Annotated in this window: 15 protein-coding genes; 11 read left to right on the plus strand and 4 right to left on the minus strand. The window is 60.9% G+C overall.

Features of this window, described 5'->3' with window-relative positions; genetic code table 11:
* Positions 1-33: 33 nt before the first annotated feature.
* On the plus strand, positions 34-1,392 hold the full coding sequence (gorA, locus tag HBO19_RS18840) for a glutathione-disulfide reductase (RefSeq protein WP_170058063.1): 1,359 nt from the start codon (positions 34-36) through the stop codon (positions 1,390-1,392).
* Here the strand turns inward: gorA and HBO19_RS18845 are convergent, their stop codons facing one another.
* Positions 1,393-2,400: a DNA-binding protein gene (locus HBO19_RS18845; RefSeq protein WP_170058064.1), complete on the minus strand. Its 1,008-nt coding sequence runs from the start codon at positions 2,398-2,400 to the stop codon at positions 1,393-1,395.
* A 196-nt stretch (positions 2,401-2,596) separates the two neighbouring features.
* Between HBO19_RS18845 and HBO19_RS18850 the strand changes: the two genes are divergently transcribed.
* The 3 genes from HBO19_RS18850 to ahpF all read left to right on the plus strand — a co-directional run bounded on the left by HBO19_RS18850 (position 2,597) and on the right by ahpF (position 5,905).
* Complete coding sequence (locus HBO19_RS18850) at positions 2,597-3,529, plus strand: site-specific integrase (protein WP_170058065.1); 933 nt, start codon at positions 2,597-2,599, stop codon at positions 3,527-3,529.
* A 132-nt stretch (positions 3,530-3,661) separates the two neighbouring features.
* A complete protein-coding gene (ahpC, locus tag HBO19_RS18855; RefSeq protein ID WP_010210361.1) occupies positions 3,662-4,225 on the plus strand; it encodes an alkyl hydroperoxide reductase subunit C in 564 nt (187 codons plus the stop codon).
* Positions 4,226-4,351: 126 nt separating this feature from the next.
* Positions 4,352-5,905 carry an alkyl hydroperoxide reductase subunit F gene (gene ahpF, locus HBO19_RS18860; protein WP_169955836.1) on the plus strand — a complete coding sequence of 518 codons (1,554 nt, stop codon included), beginning with the start codon at positions 4,352-4,354 and terminating at the stop codon, positions 5,903-5,905.
* Positions 5,906-6,032: 127 nt separating this feature from the next.
* Here ahpF and gloA read toward each other — a convergent pair whose 3' ends face one another.
* Positions 6,033-6,554 (minus strand): lactoylglutathione lyase, encoded by a 522-nt coding sequence (gene gloA / locus HBO19_RS18865; protein WP_169955837.1) that lies wholly within the window; start codon positions 6,552-6,554, stop codon positions 6,033-6,035.
* Positions 6,555-6,754: 200 nt separating this feature from the next.
* On the opposite strand from gloA, the gene HBO19_RS18870 reads away from it, so the two are divergent.
* A complete protein-coding gene (locus HBO19_RS18870) occupies positions 6,755-7,291 on the plus strand; it encodes a DUF4946 domain-containing protein (RefSeq protein ID WP_262381009.1) in 537 nt (178 codons plus the stop codon).
* A 203-nt stretch (positions 7,292-7,494) separates the two neighbouring features.
* Here HBO19_RS18870 and HBO19_RS18875 read toward each other — a convergent pair whose 3' ends face one another.
* Positions 7,495-7,860: a histone-like nucleoid-structuring protein, MvaT/MvaU family gene (locus HBO19_RS18875; protein WP_038441053.1), complete on the minus strand. Its 366-nt coding sequence runs from the start codon at positions 7,858-7,860 to the stop codon at positions 7,495-7,497.
* Positions 7,861-8,058: 198 nt separating this feature from the next.
* A complete protein-coding gene (locus tag HBO19_RS18880) occupies positions 8,059-9,600 on the minus strand; it encodes an EAL domain-containing protein (protein WP_169955839.1) in 1,542 nt (513 codons plus the stop codon).
* A 366-nt stretch (positions 9,601-9,966) separates the two neighbouring features.
* On the opposite strand from HBO19_RS18880, the gene HBO19_RS18885 reads away from it, so the two are divergent.
* The 6 genes from HBO19_RS18885 to hppD all read left to right on the plus strand — a co-directional run bounded on the left by HBO19_RS18885 (position 9,967) and on the right by hppD (position 17,039).
* A complete protein-coding gene (locus tag HBO19_RS18885; RefSeq protein ID WP_169955840.1) occupies positions 9,967-10,530 on the plus strand; it encodes a fimbrial protein in 564 nt (187 codons plus the stop codon).
* Between the two features lie 27 nt (positions 10,531-10,557).
* Positions 10,558-11,307, plus strand: a complete 750-nt coding sequence (locus HBO19_RS18890) for a fimbria/pilus periplasmic chaperone (protein ID WP_169955841.1) — start codon at positions 10,558-10,560, stop codon at positions 11,305-11,307.
* A gap of 18 nt (positions 11,308-11,325) precedes the next feature.
* A complete protein-coding gene (locus HBO19_RS18895; RefSeq protein ID WP_170058066.1) occupies positions 11,326-13,929 on the plus strand; it encodes a fimbria/pilus outer membrane usher protein in 2,604 nt (867 codons plus the stop codon).
* A complete protein-coding gene (locus HBO19_RS18900) occupies positions 13,926-14,951 on the plus strand; it encodes a fimbrial protein (protein WP_170058067.1) in 1,026 nt (341 codons plus the stop codon). Before HBO19_RS18895 ends, HBO19_RS18900 begins: the two co-directional genes overlap by 4 nt.
* A complete protein-coding gene (locus tag HBO19_RS18905) occupies positions 14,948-15,667 on the plus strand; it encodes a molecular chaperone (RefSeq protein ID WP_170058068.1) in 720 nt (239 codons plus the stop codon). The genes HBO19_RS18900 and HBO19_RS18905 overlap by 4 nt, the downstream gene beginning before the upstream one ends.
* A gap of 295 nt (positions 15,668-15,962) precedes the next feature.
* Positions 15,963-17,039, plus strand: coding sequence for a 4-hydroxyphenylpyruvate dioxygenase (gene hppD, locus HBO19_RS18910; protein ID WP_057440066.1), 1,077 nt, complete (start codon positions 15,963-15,965; stop codon positions 17,037-17,039).
* Positions 17,040-17,118: the final 79 nt, after the last annotated feature.

Below are 17,118 nucleotides of genomic sequence, written 5' to 3' on the forward strand. Positions count from 1 at the left end.
CGGGTATCCTGATGCCCTGCCGAGGAGAGTGAAATGGCCTACGATTTTGATCTTTATGTAATTGGCGCCGGTTCCGGTGGCGTTCGGGCGGCACGCTTTGCCGCAGGGTTTGGCGCGAAGGTCGCCGTGGCGGAAAGCCGCTACCTGGGCGGGACGTGTGTGAATGTGGGCTGTGTGCCGAAAAAGCTGCTGGTCTATGGCGCGCACTTTGCCGAAGACTTCGAGCAGGCCAGCGGTTTTGGCTGGTCCCTGGGCGAGGCGGACTTTGATTGGGCGACGCTGATCGCCAACAAGGACCGCGAGATCAATCGCCTCAATGGCATTTACCGCAACCTGCTGGTCAACAGTGGCGTGACCCTTCACGAAGGCCACGCGCGCCTGACCGGGGCGCACGAGGTCGAGATCAATGGAGAGCGCTTCACCGCCAAGAATATCTTGATCGCCACTGGCGGCTGGCCGCAGATTCCCGAGATTCCGGGGCGCGAGCACGCTATCGGCTCCAATGAGGCGTTCTTCCTTAAAGAGCTGCCCAAGCGTGTGCTGGTGGTGGGCGGCGGTTATATTGCGGTGGAGTTTGCCGGGATTTTCCATGGTCTGGGCGCACAGACATCGCTGCTGTATCGCGGCGATCTGTTCCTGCGTGGCTTCGATGGTGCGGTGCGCAAGCATTTGCAGGAAGAACTGACCAAGCGCGGCCTGGACCTGCAATTCAACGCCGATATCGCGCGTATCGACAAACAGGCCGATGGCAGCCTCAAGGCCACCCTGAAGGACGGTCGTGTGTTGGAGGCCGATTGCGTGTTCTACGCCACTGGGCGGCGCCCGATGTTGGATAACCTGGGCCTGGAGCACACCGGGGTCAAGCTGGACGAGCGTGGTTTTGTCGCGGTCGACGACCTGTACCAGACCGCCGAGCCTTCGATCCTGGCCATTGGCGACGTGATCGGCCGCGTGCAGTTGACGCCTGTGGCATTGGCCGAAGGCATGGCCGTGGCGCGTCGCCTGTTCAAGCCTGAGCAATACCGCCCGGTAGACTACGCGATGATCCCGACGGCGGTGTTCAGCCTGCCGAACATCGGCACCGTAGGCTTGAGCGAAGAGCAGGCTAGGGCCGATGGGCATAACGTGCAGATCTTCGAAAGCCGCTTCCGGCCGATGAAGTTGACCCTGACCGAGTGCCAGGAGCGCACCCTGATGAAGCTGGTGGTCGATGCCGACACCGACAAGGTGTTGGGTTGCCACATGGTTGGGCCGGAGGCGGGCGAGATCGTCCAGGGCCTGGCGATCGCCCTCAAGGCGGGGGCGACCAAGCAGCATTTCGACGAGACCATCGGCGTGCATCCTACGGCGGCGGAAGAATTCGTCACCATGCGCACGCCAGTTGCTGGCTGATCAGGCCTGGGCCGCTGCCTCTGGCGTCGTTGCAACGACGGCAGCCAGGCGCAGCGCCTCGATGGTGGCCTGGGCCTTGATCAGGTCCAGTTCCACGGCTTTGTAGCTGTGCTGTTGCTCGGCCAGTGCCTCCTGGCGTGACTGGCTGTCCAGCACCGCTACCCGCAGGCGCTCCTGGAGCAGGGTGCGTTCGCTGTCGATCACGCTCACCTGTTCGCTCAGCTTGAGTTGCTGGGCCTGAGCCTTGCGGCTTTGCTCCTGCAGGGCAGCCAATTCCTTCGCCGTAACCCGGTGTTCAATCAATAGCCGCTCATTGTCGCGATGCAGTTGGGTGATCTCGTCCTGGCGCACCAGGGCGCTCTGCTGTGCCTGGCGCAATTCAGCCTGCAGTTGTTGCAGCTGGCCTTCGTGGCGGCGCTGCTCCTGTTCGCGCTGATCCTTGATGGCATTGCGGTAGTGCTCAAGGGCATCGCGGGCGTGCAGGTGCTTTTCTTCCAGCGAACGAATCTGTTCGTCCTTGTCCGAGAGCCGTAGCTCGTAGTCGCTGCACGCCTGGCTAAGCCCGGCGTTACGGGTTTGCTCGGTCTGCAGGCTGGTGCTGGCGGTTTGCAGCGCGGCGCTTTCTTCGGCGAGGGCGGTGCCCTGGATATCAAATTGCTGCTGGAGTTGGCTGTGTGCGGCTTCAAGCGCTTCTACCTGGGCGAGCAGGGCGCTTTTTTGCTGTTCGAACTGGGCCAGGGCCAGGTCGATGGGCTCCTGGGCTTTCTCTTTCAGGCGCTGGGCCAGGCGTGTCACCAGTTCGCCGAGCTCGTCGTCGATGGGGGCTTCGGTGATGGTGAGGCGGGTTTCGCTCTCGTCGAGCTCTTTTAAATAGCGGTGAATGGTGGTTTTCGAGCCGGTATTACCCATTTCGATGCGCACCGCATCAATGCTGGGGTTTTCGCCGCGGGCGAGAATTGCCAGGCGTGCCGTTTGAACTACTGCTTTGTTGATGCCACCGCGTGCCATGGGGTCTCCGTCGATTTGATACTGTGGTATGTATTATGTACATACATACTATATCACGAATAAAAACACGTTGAAATTCATCATTTAACAGGTGGGATATTGGCGTATTATCCCGTGTCATGACGTGCCGGACCCTCTCCGGGCGCAGTTCCCGTACACCAACCTCTGTAGGAGCCGGCTTGCCGGCGATCGCGGCATGAGTGAACTAGATCGATACCTGAACGCCGCCACCCGCGATAACACCCGTCGCAGCTATCGCGCTGCCATCGAACACTTTGAGGTGAGTTGGGGCGGCTTCCTGCCCGCCACCAGCGACAGCGTGGCCCGATACCTGGTGGCCTATGCCGGGATGCTCGCGGTCAATACGCTGAAACTGCGGCTCTCGGCGCTGGCGCAATGGCACACCAGCCAGGGTTTTCCCGATCCGACCAAGGCGCCGGTAGTGCGCAAGGTGCTCAAGGGCATTCGCGCCTTGCACCCGGCCCAGGAAAAACAGGCTGAACCCTTGCAACTCAAGCATCTGGAGCAAGTGGTCGGCTGGCTTGAGCGTGATGCCGAGCAGGCGCGGGCAGAGGGCGATCGACCGCGCTGGCTGCGTGCCAAGCGCGACACGGCCTTGATCCTGCTGGGCTTTTGGCGCGGCTTTCGCAGTGATGAGCTGTGCCGTTTGCAGATCGAGCATGTCCAGGCGGTACCAGGCGCGGGCATCACCCTGTACCTGCCGCGCAGCAAGAGCGACCGCGAGAACCTCGGCCAGACCTATCAAACCCCGGCGCTGCTGCGCCTGTGCCCGGTACAGGCCTATAGCGAATGGCTGAGTGCCTCGGCCCTGGTGCGCGGCCCGCTGTTTCGCGGGATCGATCGCTGGGGCAACCTGGGTGAGGAGGGGTTGCATGCCAACAGCGTGATCCCGCTGCTGCGCCAGGCCCTCGGGCGGGCCGGCATTGCCGCCGAGCAATACACCAGCCACTCCCTGCGCCGTGGCTTTGCCACCTGGGCCCATCGCAGCGGCTGGGATTTGAAGTCGCTGATGACGTATGTCGGCTGGAAGGACATGAAGTCAGCCATGCGCTATGTTGAAGCGACGCCCTTTCTTGGCATGACTCAGGCCCGCGAACCGCTGCTTTAAGATTTCTTCTATTAATACAGCTGGTTGATAGCCAAAACCAATCGCAAGCATCAGGTTTGCCAATGAGCCATCGGCGATGAGACTGGGTAGGATTCACCCATCAACTTACTAACCCCTGACGGAGAGTCAACGATGCCTATCATCAACAGCCAAGTAAAACCGTTCAAAGCCACCGCTTACAAAAACGGCAACTTCGTAGACGTGTCGGACGCTGACCTGAAAGGCAAGTGGTCTGTCGTGTTCTTCTACCCAGCCGACTTCACTTTCGTCTGCCCAACCGAACTGGAAGACCTGGCTGACAACTACGCCGAATTCCAGAAACTGGGCGTCGAGATCTACAGCGTGTCCACCGACACCCACTTTGCCCACGCTGCCTGGCACAACACCTCGCCAGCCATCGGCAAGATCCAGTACACCATGATTGGCGACCCGACCCTGACCATCTCCCGCAACTTCGACGTGCTGATCGAAGAAGCTGGCCTGGCAGACCGTGGCACCTTCGTGATCAACCCTGAAGGCCAGATCAAGATCGTTGAGCTGAACGACGGCGGTGTTGGTCGTGACGCTTCCGAACTGCTGCGCAAAATCAAGGCGGCCCAGTACGTTGCTGCCCACCCAGGCGAAGTGTGCCCAGCCAAGTGGAAAGAAGGCGAGGCTACCCTGGCTCCGTCCCTGGACCTGGTCGGCAAGATCTAAGTCTGTGAAGTATCAAGGGCGGATTGCCGCACCTTAAGTAAGCCGCACCGCCCTCAAAAACGCCCGGGCGAGATTCGCTCGGGCGTTTTTTTTTACCGAATTGATTTGAAATAGGAAATCGCCCGTATGTTGGACGCCAATCTTAAAGCTCAGTTGAAGTCATACCTGGAACGGGTCACCCAGCCGATCGAGATCGTCGCCTCCCTCGACGACGGTGCGAAATCCCAGGAAATGCTTGCCCTTTTGCAGGACGTAACCAGCCTCACCACGCTGATTAGCCTGAAAACCGATGGTAATGACGCGCGCAAGCCATCGTTCTCCATCAACCGCCCGGGTGCCGATATCAGCCTGCGTTTTGCCGGCATCCCCATGGGTCATGAATTCACTTCGTTGGTGCTGGCCCTGCTGCAAGTCGGTGGCCACCCGTCGAAGGCCAGTGTCGAAGTGATTGAGCAGATTCGCAGCCTGAAAGGCGAGTTCAGCTTCGAGACTTACTTCTCGCTGTCCTGCCAGAACTGCCCGGACGTGGTCCAGGCGCTGAACCTGATGGCTGTGCTCAACCCGAACATCCGCCACGTCGCTATCGACGGCGCACTGTTCCAGGCTGAAGTCGACGAGCGCCAGGTCATGGCAGTGCCCAGCGTCTACCTCAACGGTGTGAACTTCGGCCAGGGCCGCATGGGCCTGGAAGAAATTCTCGCCAAGCTCGACACCAGCGGTATCGAAAAAGCGGCCGAGAAAATCAGCGCCAAGGACGCCTTTGATGTACTCGTCGTCGGTGGTGGCCCGGCAGGTTCTGCCGCGGCTATCTACGCCGCGCGTAAAGGTATCCGCACGGGGGTGGCCGCCGAGCGTTTTGGTGGGCAAGTGCTGGACACCATGTCCATCGAGAACTTTATCTCGGTACAGGAAACCGAAGGCCCGAAACTGGCCAGCGCCCTGGAAGCCCACGTGCGTCAGTACGACGTGGACATCATGAACCTACAGCGCGCCAGCAGCCTGATCCCGGCGAAAAATCCCGGTGAGCTGCACGAAATTCGCTTCGAGAGCGGGGCGACCCTCAAGTCCAAGACCGTGATCCTGGCCACCGGTGCGCGCTGGCGCGAAATGGGCGTGCCGGGCGAGCAGGAGTACAAGGCCAAGGGTGTGTGTTTCTGCCCACACTGCGATGGCCCGCTGTTCAAGGGTAAGCGCGTGGCGGTGATCGGCGGCGGTAACTCCGGTGTTGAAGCGGCCATCGACCTGGCCGGTATTGTCAGCCATGTCACGTTGCTCGAGTTCGACAGCAAGTTGCGCGCCGACGCGGTATTGCAGCGCAAGCTCTACAGCCTGCCGAACGTTGACGTGATCACCAGTGCGCTGACCAGCGAGGTCAAGGGTGATGGCCAGAAAGTCACCGGCCTGGCCTACAAGGACCGCGATACCGGCGAGTTCAAGACCATCGACCTGGAAGGCATCTTTGTGCAGATCGGTTTGCTGCCCAATACCGATTGGCTCAAGGGCACGGTGGAGTTGTCGCCCCGTGGCGAGATCATTGTCGATGCCCGTGGCGAGACGTCACTGCCAGGCGTGTTTGCCGCAGGTGACGTGACTACGGTGCCGTACAAGCAGATCGTGATTGCGGTGGGCGAGGGCGCCAAGGCTTCCTTGAGTGCTTTTGATCACCTGATCCGAGCGTAAGGCCTGAAACTAAAAAACCCATGAGAGATCATGGGTTTTTTGTGGCCGTTGCTTTTGTGGGCGCTGGTTTGCCTGCGATGCAGGCAAACACCACGGTGATACCCTCCTGCTGGGGCATCAAGCCGGTTTACAGCGGTGCTGGCTGGATGATCTCAACCCAGTACGCGTCCGGGTCCTTGATAAACGCCAGGCTTTTCATGCGCCCATCCGTCAGGCGCTTCTGGAAGTCACAGCCCAACGCTTCAAACCGCTCGCAGGCCGCCACGATATCCGGCACCGAAATGCAGATATGGCCAAACCCGCGCGGGTCGGTGTTGCCATTGTGGTAGGCAAAGTCGGCATCGTTCTCGGTGCCGTGGTTGTGGGTCAGTTCCAGGATGCCCGGGATCGACTTCATCCACTGGGTACGTGCGGCGGCATCGGCTGGGATCTGCGCCTTGTCGACCAGGGCGAGGAAGTACAGGCTGAATTCGGCTTCCGGGAAGTCGCGCTTTTCAACCAGGGAAAACCCCAGGACGCGGGTGTAGAAGTCCAACGATTTGGTGATGTCCTTGACCCGCAGCATGGTGTGGTTGAACACGAAGTTCGCAGTAGCGGTGTCGGGTTGGGCGGTGACGCCCGGGAAGGTGTTCAATTCGTGCAGGCTCATGGGCCCTCCAGAAAAAAATGGGGCAGACGCGGCTCGTGACTTGAGCGGTCCTTTGGCTTGCGGCTGACAGGCATCCGTGCAGCCGGGCCATGATACGCAAGCCGCGCCAGCCACGCCAAATGAAAAAGCTGACACGGGCCTTGCGACTATCCTACGTGCAGGCTCAAACTTTGCGGCTTGAACTCCGAGTGTTTTTTGCAATGAGCCGACTGAACAAACCGCTGTTGAGCACCGTGTGCCTGATCTTGGCCAGTACTGCTGTATTGGCGGCAGATCCCGAGATTCACTGGCCCAGCGGCTGGCAGGTGGAGGAAGTGGTGGCGGATGCCGATGCACCGGCCACACCGTCGCCGGTATCTCGCCAACGTGCGATAAAGAACAACGAAAACGGCGAGACACAGATGGTCATGGAGCTGACGGGCACCCCGATCGAGCCTGGGCATGTGGTCAATCTGCAAGGTGTGCTGCTGGAAATGCGCAAGTCCATCCAGAAGGACTTTGCCCGCAGTGGTTATCAAAGTGTCTGCAACAAGATGCACCCGACTACCTTGAGTCATCTTGAGGCCCTGGAAACTACCTGCGTGATTACCGAGAATGGTCGGCATGTGCTCTCGCAAACACTGGTAGGCGCTGTTGATGCGAATAAGGCCTATGTTTTTTCATACGCCGGGCAAGCTCAAGCCTATGAGTCGAGCAAGGAAGAAGTCAGTGAGGTACGTGCGAGCCTGAAACTTTGATGGGCGATGGCTAGATGCCTGACATGGCGCAGTTACAAAAAAACACATAACTATAAGGGCGCAGCGAACAGCCACTGGTCGGTGAATTTGTACCAAGTGGAATGTGTTTGGAAGTCCACGTTCCAAAGCCACGGGCCGCGAAATCGCAGTGCACAAACAAAAAAAGCCCCGCATCTGCGGGGCTTTTTATTAGTGCGCCGGTATTAGCCGCGCAACCAGGAATCTACAGTGGCTGCGCCATACTGTTCTTTCCAGGCCTTCAGGCCGCGGTGGTTGCCGCCCTTGGTTTCAATCAGTTCGCCAGTGTGTGGGTTGTGATACACCTTGACCACGCGTGCGCGGCGGGTTTTAGGTGCGGCTGCCGCTTGGATTCCCGATTTGCCCGGGTTTGGATCAAGGATGGAGATGATGTCACGCAGGCTCTTGCCGTAGGTTTTCATCAGCCCTTGAAGCTTTTCTTCAAATTCGATTTCTTTCTTCAAGCCAGCATCGTTCTTCAGGGATTCCAGCTGGGCGAGCTGCTCTTGAAGGGCTTTTTCTGCGGCACGAAATTCGGCGAGTCTGGACAAAATATTTACTCCAATAGTGTATTTGGCTGATACCAACTGTAAACAAAGCTATAAGCCAAGAGCCTCGGCATGACTCGGTAAAAGTGGCTCTCCTGCCGATTCAGCACAGGCAGGAAAAATTGTAGTAGTTAATGAGCCACGAGTAAATCATGTCCTTTGTATAAATAACAATATTTCATGATGATGCTAGATCGATATTCAAGCACCACGCAAAGACTTAATGAATGCGTCAAAAGGCACTGGGCGGCCAAACAGGTAACCTTGCAAAAAGTCCACGCCTTGCGCTGCCAGATAATCGCATTGCTCTTGGGTTTCCACGCCTTCGGCGACGATGCCCAAGTCAAGCTTGCCCGATAACTCGATGATGCTATCGAGTATATGCCGCGATAAAGCATCGGCCCCGATCATTGCCACAAAGCTTTGATCAATCTTCAAGTAGTCAACATTGAAGTTACGCAAATAACCCAGGCTGGAGTGGCCGGTGCCGAAGTCATCAATGGCGATCATCACCCCCAGTTCGTGCAGGGCCTGGAACAACTGGCGGGTCACGTCGGTGGGCTCGATCAGTTCGCGTTCGGTCAGCTCCAGGGTCAACAGGACTTGCCCGGGCTGGAAGGCCGCGAGGAATTCCCGACAGTCCTGCACCAACTCCAGGTCCTGGCAGTGCCGGGCGGTGATATTGATCCCCACATGGAAATTCCCGCCCAGGCGATCGGCATGGGGTGCCAGCTGTGTGGCCACCTGGCGCATCAATGCCCGGGTCATGGGCACAATCAGCCCTGAATGCTCGGCCAGGGGAATAAACAGGTCCGGGCGAACCAGGCCTTCTTTTGGATGCTTCCAGCGCATCAGCACTTCACAGCCGGCCCATTGCAGGTTGTCACCGCGCACCACCGGTTGGTAATAGGGCACGAACTCATTGGCGCCCAGCGCCCGCTGCAGTTCATGGGTCGGTGCGCTGGAGCGCTTTTGCAGCCAGTGCGCGAGCACGCCGGCCAATACGCCGAAAAACACCAGCAGGCTGAACAGTGGCGGGTACCGGGCTTGCATGTAACGCCAGACTTCCCCTTCGGGCATGCCGGCCTCCACGCTGTAGGCGTAACGCTGGGAGTCGAGGTGGTGATGGGCCACGGCAAACACCGGTAGCGCAGTGTCGCGCACTTTGCCGTCGCTACCCAGCCAATTGGGCCCGACCTGCAATACCAGGTCGGCATAACGGCTGATCAGGCGCAGGGCGTTTGTCAGGTGGTAACCGTCAATCGAGGCAAACGCCGCTTTGTCGCCGTCCACCAGCCGATAAACCAACAAGGCGGTATCGGGGGTGACGGGGTTGCCCTTCATCAGCCACAGGCGACCATTGACGTAATCGTCCGGGTTGACCGGTGACACATAGTCGCCGCCAAACAACGAGCTGCAATAAATGGACTTTTTAAACGACAGGGTGGTTGCACGGACAAAGGGGCGCCGGGTGACTTGCTCGCGCAGCGCCAGTTTTGCCGCATTGTCACAGTCCTGGCCCGCCAGCGGCAGTAGGTCCTGGGCGGCGAGGGCGGTGTTGTCGAGCATCAGGTCGAATTGGCGCACGGCCTCGATAGCCGTCTGCGCGGTGCTGTTTTCCAGGGTGCGCTGGGCCTGCAGGTACAGGATCACCACCCCTAGCAGAATCGGCAGCATGCCGCACAGGACCGTGATCAAGTAGCGGGCGGCGCGCTTGCGCGGGCCTTTGATGGTGAGTGGCATTTACGCGGCCTGTAGCAGAATGAGGGAGGGGCCTGGCAACGGCTACAGGCGAGGCGTCAGATACACGAATGAAATGATAGTTGCCCTATGGAAATAAGCACTTTAAACGCGTTGACCTAGCTACTTGGCCAGTTGTGCGTGTTTTTCAACCTTGCCAAACTTTGCAACATATTTTGACGAGGAAAAGCTGATTGGTCTATTGCGTTATTGCCTGGATCAATGCTTGTCAAAAAAACTGCAGCCCCATATAGACGCTGCATTCAAAAACCAACTCTTTCGCGTCATCAAGCCCAAATTTCGCGGGCGGGCTTATGCCTGCGTGGCGTTTGAGCGGGGCTCGATCTAACACATAGGAACACGTGCGTAATGAAAAACAATGTCCTGGCCATTGCCCTGCTGCTTGCTTGTGGTTTCGTCATACCTACGGCCTCTGCTGCCGACGGCACCATCACCCTGACCGGCGAAATCACCGGCACCACCTGCACCATCAGCGGTGGAACCGGCGGTGCCCCAGGCTCCGGGGCGAACTTCCCGGTAGTCCTCGACAAGGTCCAGGCCAGCGCCCTGTCCACGGCGGGGGCAACCGCCAGCTCCAAACCGTTCTTTATCTACGTGGGCGGCGGCGCCAGTTGCGCAGATGCGACCAAAGTGGCGGTGCTGTATGAGAGCACCAGCCCGGCCATCAACCCGGCCACGGGCAATTTGCGCAATACCGCGCCCAAGACTGCGGCGGCCAAAGTGGAAGTGCAAATTGTCGACGGTGCAACCCAAAGGCCCATGGATTTGCGCAGCGGCCACGCCTCGACCACGGCCACGGTCACCGGCGGGCTGGCGACCATGCCCTTTGCGGCACGTTACATCGCCACCGGCGGCGCGGCGGGAGTCGGGCTGGTGACTACGGCGGTGCAGTACTCGGTGATCTTTCCCTGATCGCCTGAAAAATCGAGGGTACGCAGCATGGGTTGCCTATCACGCCTAAAGGTTGCGCTGTGCCTGTGCCTGGCCTTCGCGCAGGCACAGGCCGGGGTGATCCTAAGTGGTACACGCCAGGTCTACGCCGAGGCGCGCAGGGAAATCACCGTACAGGTGCGCAACGATGATCAACAGGCCGCACGCCTGGTGCAGGTGTGGATGGACGACGGTGATGCACGGCAGTTGGCGGAACACAGTGAGGTACCGTTCAGCATCAGCCCGCCGGTGTTTCGCCTGGACCCGGGCAAGAGCCAGTCCATACGCCTGGCCTATACCCGGGAGCCGCTGGCCGGGGACAGGGAGTCGCTGTTCTGGCTCAACGTGCTGGAGGTGCCGCCCCAGGCCCGACCGGCGCAAACCGAGGCCGAGGAGGAGCGCCAGAACCAGCTGCGGTTTGCCTTTCGCATTCGCACCAAGGTGTTTTTCCGGCCCCAGGGCCTGACGGGCAACGCCCATGATGCGCCGGGGCAACTGACCTGGACCTTGCATACCGGCAAGCCGGCGGTGCTGCGGGTAACCAACCCGTCGCCCTTCCATGTGACATTCCATGAGGTCGCGCTGGTGATGGGCGGCCAAGCGGTGCCCACCGACCAGCAAGGCATGGTCGCGCCCTATGCCAGCCTCGACCTTGCCCTGCCTCCTCTGGTGCAGACGGTGCCCGCCGACGCCCGGGTGCAATTCCAGTACATCGACGATTTCGGTGGTTTCTCCGTGCCGCGCTGGGCGCCTCTTTAGTAACGCGAAGCCTGACTTATGTTTTTTTACCTGCAACGGTGGGCGCGGGGGTGTATTGCCCTGCGTGCTCTGTACTTTCCCGCAATGGTGGTGGCCTTGATCTGCCCCGAGGTCCTGGCAGCTTCGGTCACCTTCGACCTTGAGGCGTTTTCCAGTGGCCTTGCAGCGGGCGTGGATATTTCCCGCTTCAACCGCCACGACACCCTGGCGCCCGGCAAGTACCGGGTCGATGTACTGCTCAACGGCGCGCCTGCCGGGCGCCATGCGTTGGACTTTATTGCGGTGCAGGACGACGTCGTGCCGTGCCTGGACTGGCCGCTGTTGACCCGACTGGGCGTGGCGCCAAACCAGCCCGTCTCCCCAGGCCCATTGTGCGGGGATCTTGGCCAATGGATCCCCATGGCCTCCAGCAGCGTCGATAGCGGTGCGCTGCAGCTGGCCCTTAGCGTGCCCCAGCTCTACCTGACCCCGACGGCCCGAGATGCCATCGACCCCCGCCAATGGGACGAAGGCATCAATGCCGGCTTGCTCAGCTACAACTTCAGCGCCTCGACCATGACCGCCGGCAGTGGCGAAGACCGGGCCTACCTGGGGCTCAACACCGGCCTCAACCTCGGCAGTTGGCGTTTGCGCCACCAGGGCACGCAGGCCTGGAACTCGCGAAGCGGTGCCGAGCGCTACCAGAGCAGCGCGATCTATGTGCAACGCAGCCTCGCGGCCTGGCAATCGCGCCTGACCCTGGGCGACAGCTTCAGCAGCGGGCAGATCCTGGAGAGTACCCGCATGCGTGGCCTCAGCCTGGGCACCGACGAGCAAATGCTGGCGCCTTCACAACAGGGTTATGCGCCAGTGGTGCGAGGAATGGCCGACAGCAATGCCACCGTCACCGTCAGTCAGAACGGCTATACGCTCTACGAAACCACCGTGGCCCCCGGTCCGTTTGTGATCAACGACCTGTACCCCACAGGTGGCGGCGACCTGAGCGTCAGCGTCAAGGAAATCGACGGTCGCCAATACAGTTACAGCGTGCCGTTTTCCGTGGCACCGCACCTGCTGCGGCGCAGCGCCAGCCGGTACGGCATGACCCTGGGCCAGGTCCGCCAGAATGGCGTCGAGGGCCGGGCCCCCCTGGCGTTTGAAGGGACACTCCAGCATGGTCTGCTGGACGACCTGACGCTGTATGGCGGCAGCAGTTTTTCTGAAGGTTACGCCCAGGGCAAAGCGGGTGTGGCGCTGAATACCACCCTGGGTGCATTTTCGCTGGACGCCACCGATTCGCGCACGCATGTCCCTGGGCAGGGGGTGCTGTCGGGGCAGAACGTCGGCCTGGGCTTCGACCGGCAACTGTCGCAAACCGGTACGCACCTGGTATTGGGCGCCTATCGTTTTTCCACCGAGGGCTACCTGAACCTCACCGACGCAGTCAATGTGCGGGAGCTGGGGCGCCGGGGCCAGGATATTGGCAGCTACGCCCGGCAAAAGACGCGCCTGGACCTGACCATCAGCCAGCAGGCGGGGGCGGGCACCCTGGGGTTCTATGCCAGTTCGACCCAATACTGGGGCCCGCGCCTGGGGCGCGAAACCGCATATCACCTGAGTTATGGCGCCAGTTGGCGCCGCCTCAACTGGAACCTCAGCGCCCAGCGTTCGCGGGTCCAAGCCCCAGACCGGAGCAATCATCAAGACGAACACGCGCCGGTATTGCTGGCCCGTTCGGATAACGCCGGCAACGTCGATAATCGCGTGATGCTGACAGTGTCTCTGCCCCTGGGCAGCAGCCCGCGCGCACCGAGCCTGACCAGCACCTTGACTCGCAGTACCGGAGGCAGTCGCGGCAGCCAGCAACAACTGGGCATCAACGGCATGCTCGATGATGACGCCACGCTCAACTACGGCATCGCCGGCACCCGCGCCTCGGCCGAGGGGGCGAGCCAGGGCAGTGTCAATGCCTATGCCGGGTACAACGCCAGCACGGCCGCCCTGCGGCTGGGGTATGGGCAGAACCGCGACAGCAGCCAGCTTTCATTGAGCGCCGACGGCGGCCTGGTGGCCCATGCAGACGGCCTGACGTTCTCGCACTACCTCGGCGAGGCGGCCGCCCTGGTCCATGTGCCCGCTGCCCAGGGTGCACGGTTGAGCAATGGCAATCACCTGCGGGTCGACCGCAACGGCTACGCCGTGGTGCCGTCGCTGCGGGCGTTCCAGGCCAATACCGTGGGTATCGACCCCGAGGGCAGCGCCTATGACGTGGAACTGCAAGAGACCAGCCAACGCATCGTGCCCACCGCCGGGGCCATCGCCCGCTTGCGCTTTGCCACGGTGGTCGGGCGGGCAGTGGTGGTCAAGGCCCTGCGCGAGAACGGCAAGCCGTTGCCATTCGCCGCCCAGGTGTTTGATGAGCACGGCAGCGAAGTCGGGGTGATTGGCCAGGCCAGCAAGGCCTTTGTCAGGGGCATTGCCGAGCAGGGCACGCTCACTGTGAAGTGGAGCGAGACCGCCGCTGACCGTTGCTACATCCACTATCGCCTGCAACCCCAGGCAACGCGGCGCCAAGCCCACGCCGACCTGTTGCAAGGGCAATGCGTAGGCGTGGCGGCCGGGCGCGAGGTGACCGCACGATGAGCGCCAAGGCATGCCTTCTAGGCCTGCTCGCGCTGCTGGCCGCAGCCGAGGTGCACGCCAATGCCAGTTGCACGCCCGCGCCTCCCGTGGCGCTTTCGATTGCCTCCATCAGCGTGCCGGCTAACCCCCGGGTGGGCCAAGTGCTGGGCGACCCCCAGGGCTATGCGCTGCAATCCCCAGACGCGCAGGATTGCACCTATGGCGTGGGCGTGAGCGTGGATCATTGGTCGTATATCAGCGTGGCAAGGAACATGCGCTTTACCGGCAAGTATTTTGGCCACTCCGGGTTATCGCTGCCGATCTTTACCACCGGCCTGCAAGGTGTGGGCTATGGCTTGATGGCACAGGACCGCGATGGCGGTGAATGGAAAAGCATCAATCAAGGCGTGTCGATCCTGCGCGGGCCGCTACGTCCCGGCCTGGCCTCCTGGGGCGTGCGCGTGCGCGTGGTGTTTTTTGTCACCGGTGCGATCCAGGGTGGGGTGGTATTCGCGCAGCCCTTTGCAGAGTTCAGGGTCCATCCTGATTTTCACGCGGTCCATTTGTTCACTTTCGCCACCGTGGTGGTGGGGCCGCCGTTGAAACCTACCTGTTCGGTATCCACACCCTCGGTGCCGATCGATCTGGGCAGCGTGGCAGCCACCGCGTTCACCGGCGTGGGCAGCGTCGCCGGTGGTGCTAGCCGCGAGATTGAGTTGCAGTGCGCGGGCGGCACAGGGGGCAGGCTGGATGTGTGGGTGACACTCACCGACCAAACTCAACCGGCCAACCGTGGCGAGCGCCTGACGCTGACGCAAGATTCCACCGCCCGTGGCCTCGCCCTGCAACTGCTGCACGGCAACGCCGTCGTCAGCTACGGGCCGGACGCCAGTGGTATTGGCAACCCCAACCAATGGTCGGCCGGCAGTACGGGCAATGGCACGGTTCGCATACCGCTGACGGCGCGGTACCTGCAAACCGAGCCTACCGTGCATCCCGGCACGGCCAACGGGCTGGCCACCTTTACCTTGAGCTACCGATGAGCGGGGCCAGGGCACGTCTGGCAGCGGGCGTACTGGGTTGGCTGCTGGCCTGGAGTGCCCATGGGGAAATCGTGCTTGACCGCACCCGCCTGATTTACCCGGCAGCCGTGGGCCAGGTCACGCTCAACCTGAGCAATGAGGCGGATAACCCACGGCTGGTACAGGTCTGGATTGACGCAGGCGACCCCCTGGTGCGCCCTGAATACAGTGACGTACCGTTCACCGTGACCCCGCCGATCCTGCGCATGGACGCCGGCCAGGCCCAGGCGTTGCGCGTGGCCTATGATGGCGAGCCGGCGCAAGGGGGCGTGGAGCAGGTGTATTGGCTCAACGTACTGGGTATCCCGCCGCAGACGGATGCGGCCCACAGCGTGCAGTTCGCCTTGCGCAGCCGCATCAAACTGTTCCTGCGCCCGCCACTGTTGCCAGGGCGAGCGGAGGAGGCCGCCGAAGGCCTGGAGTGGCGCTTGCCCAAGGCGGGCACCCTGCATGTGCACAACGCCAGTGCCTACCATGTGAGCTTGACCAGCATTGTGCTGGGGAGCGAGGGGCGCCAGTACCGCAACGATGATCCGCCGATGCTTGCCCCCCGATCCAGTGCAATCGTTACCCTGCATGGCGCGCCGGGGCAGGCGTCGGGCGTGGCGCTGGTGCACTTCACCACCCTGGACGACCATGGCAACACCCGCACTCATGTAGCGAACACTGTGCAATAAACCCCTTGCACCCGTACGGGCATAAGGATTTGATAAGGAATACGGACAAAGCTGTTTACGCTGTGTAGAATCCGTTTACGCATACAAGAATAAGCGCCTGTTTCCATGCAGGCCTCGTCCGTCAGAGACGCCCGTAAGAGAATGACTCAACCATGAAGCTACTCGGGTTCCAACTCATCTACGGTGACTTCCTCGCCCGCAGCGTGCGGGGCATTTCCTGTGCGCCACCTGCCCACCTCATCCTTGCTGGCAATTAATTTACTTAATTCTAAAAAAGATGATGAGGCGCCAAATCATGGCAGATCTATACGAAAACCCAATGGGCCTGATGGGCTTTGAATTTATCGAATTCGCATCGCCGACCCCGGGCACCCTGGAGCCGATCTTCGAGATCATGGGCTTCACCAAGGTGGCAACCCACCGCTCGAAAAACGTGCACCTGTACCGCCAGGGCGCGATCAACCTGATCCTCAACAACGAACCCCACAGCATCGCTTCGTACTTTGCCGCCGAGCACGGTCCGTCGGTGTGTGGCATGGCGTTTCGCGTCAAGGATTCGCAACAGGCCTACACCCGCGCCCTGGAACTCGGCGCCCAGCCGATCCATATCGAAACCGGCCCGATGGAACTGAACCTGCCGGCCATCAAGGGCATCGGCGGCTCGCCGCTGTACCTGATCGACCGTTTCGGTGAAGGCAACTCGATCTACGATATCGACTTCGTGTTTATCGAAGGCGTGGACCGCAACCCGGTGGGCGCCGGCCTCAAGGTCATCGACCACCTGACCCACAACGTCTATCGCGGGCGCATGGTCTACTGGGCCAACTTCTACGAGAAGCTGTTCAACTTCCGTGAAGCGCGCTACTTCGACATCAAGGGCGAATACACCGGCCTGACCTCCAAGGCCATGAGCGCGCCGGATGGCATGATCCGCATCCCGTTGAACGAGGAGTCGTCCAAGGGCGCAGGCCAGATCGAAGAGTTCCTGATGCAGTTCAACGGCGAAGGCATCCAGCACGTGGCGTTCCTCACCGACGACCTGATCAAGACCTGGGACGCGTTGAAGAAGATCGGCATGCGCTTTATGACTGCGCCGCCAGACACCTACTACGAAATGCTCGAAGGCCGCCTGCCAAACCACGGCGAACCGGTGGAGCAGTTGCAGTCGCGGGGTATCTTGCTGGACGGCTCGTCCGTGGCCGGCGACAAGCGCCTGCTGCTGCAGATCTTCTCGGAAACCCTGATGGGCCCGGTGTTCTTCGAGTTCATCCAGCGCAAGGGTGATGACGGTTTCGGCGAAGGCAACTTCAAGGCCCTGTTCGAATCCATCGAGCGTGACCAGGTCCGTCGCGGCGTACTGACCACCGACTGACCTGGCTTTTTGTAGGAGCGAGCTTGCTCGCGATTGACGTCAACGATAACGCGTACCACCTGAGGTGGCGCGGTGTCTT

The sequence above is a fragment of the Pseudomonas sp. WS 5021 genome (genome assembly GCF_012985535.1).
Classification (GTDB): domain Bacteria; phylum Pseudomonadota; class Gammaproteobacteria; order Pseudomonadales; family Pseudomonadaceae; genus Aquipseudomonas.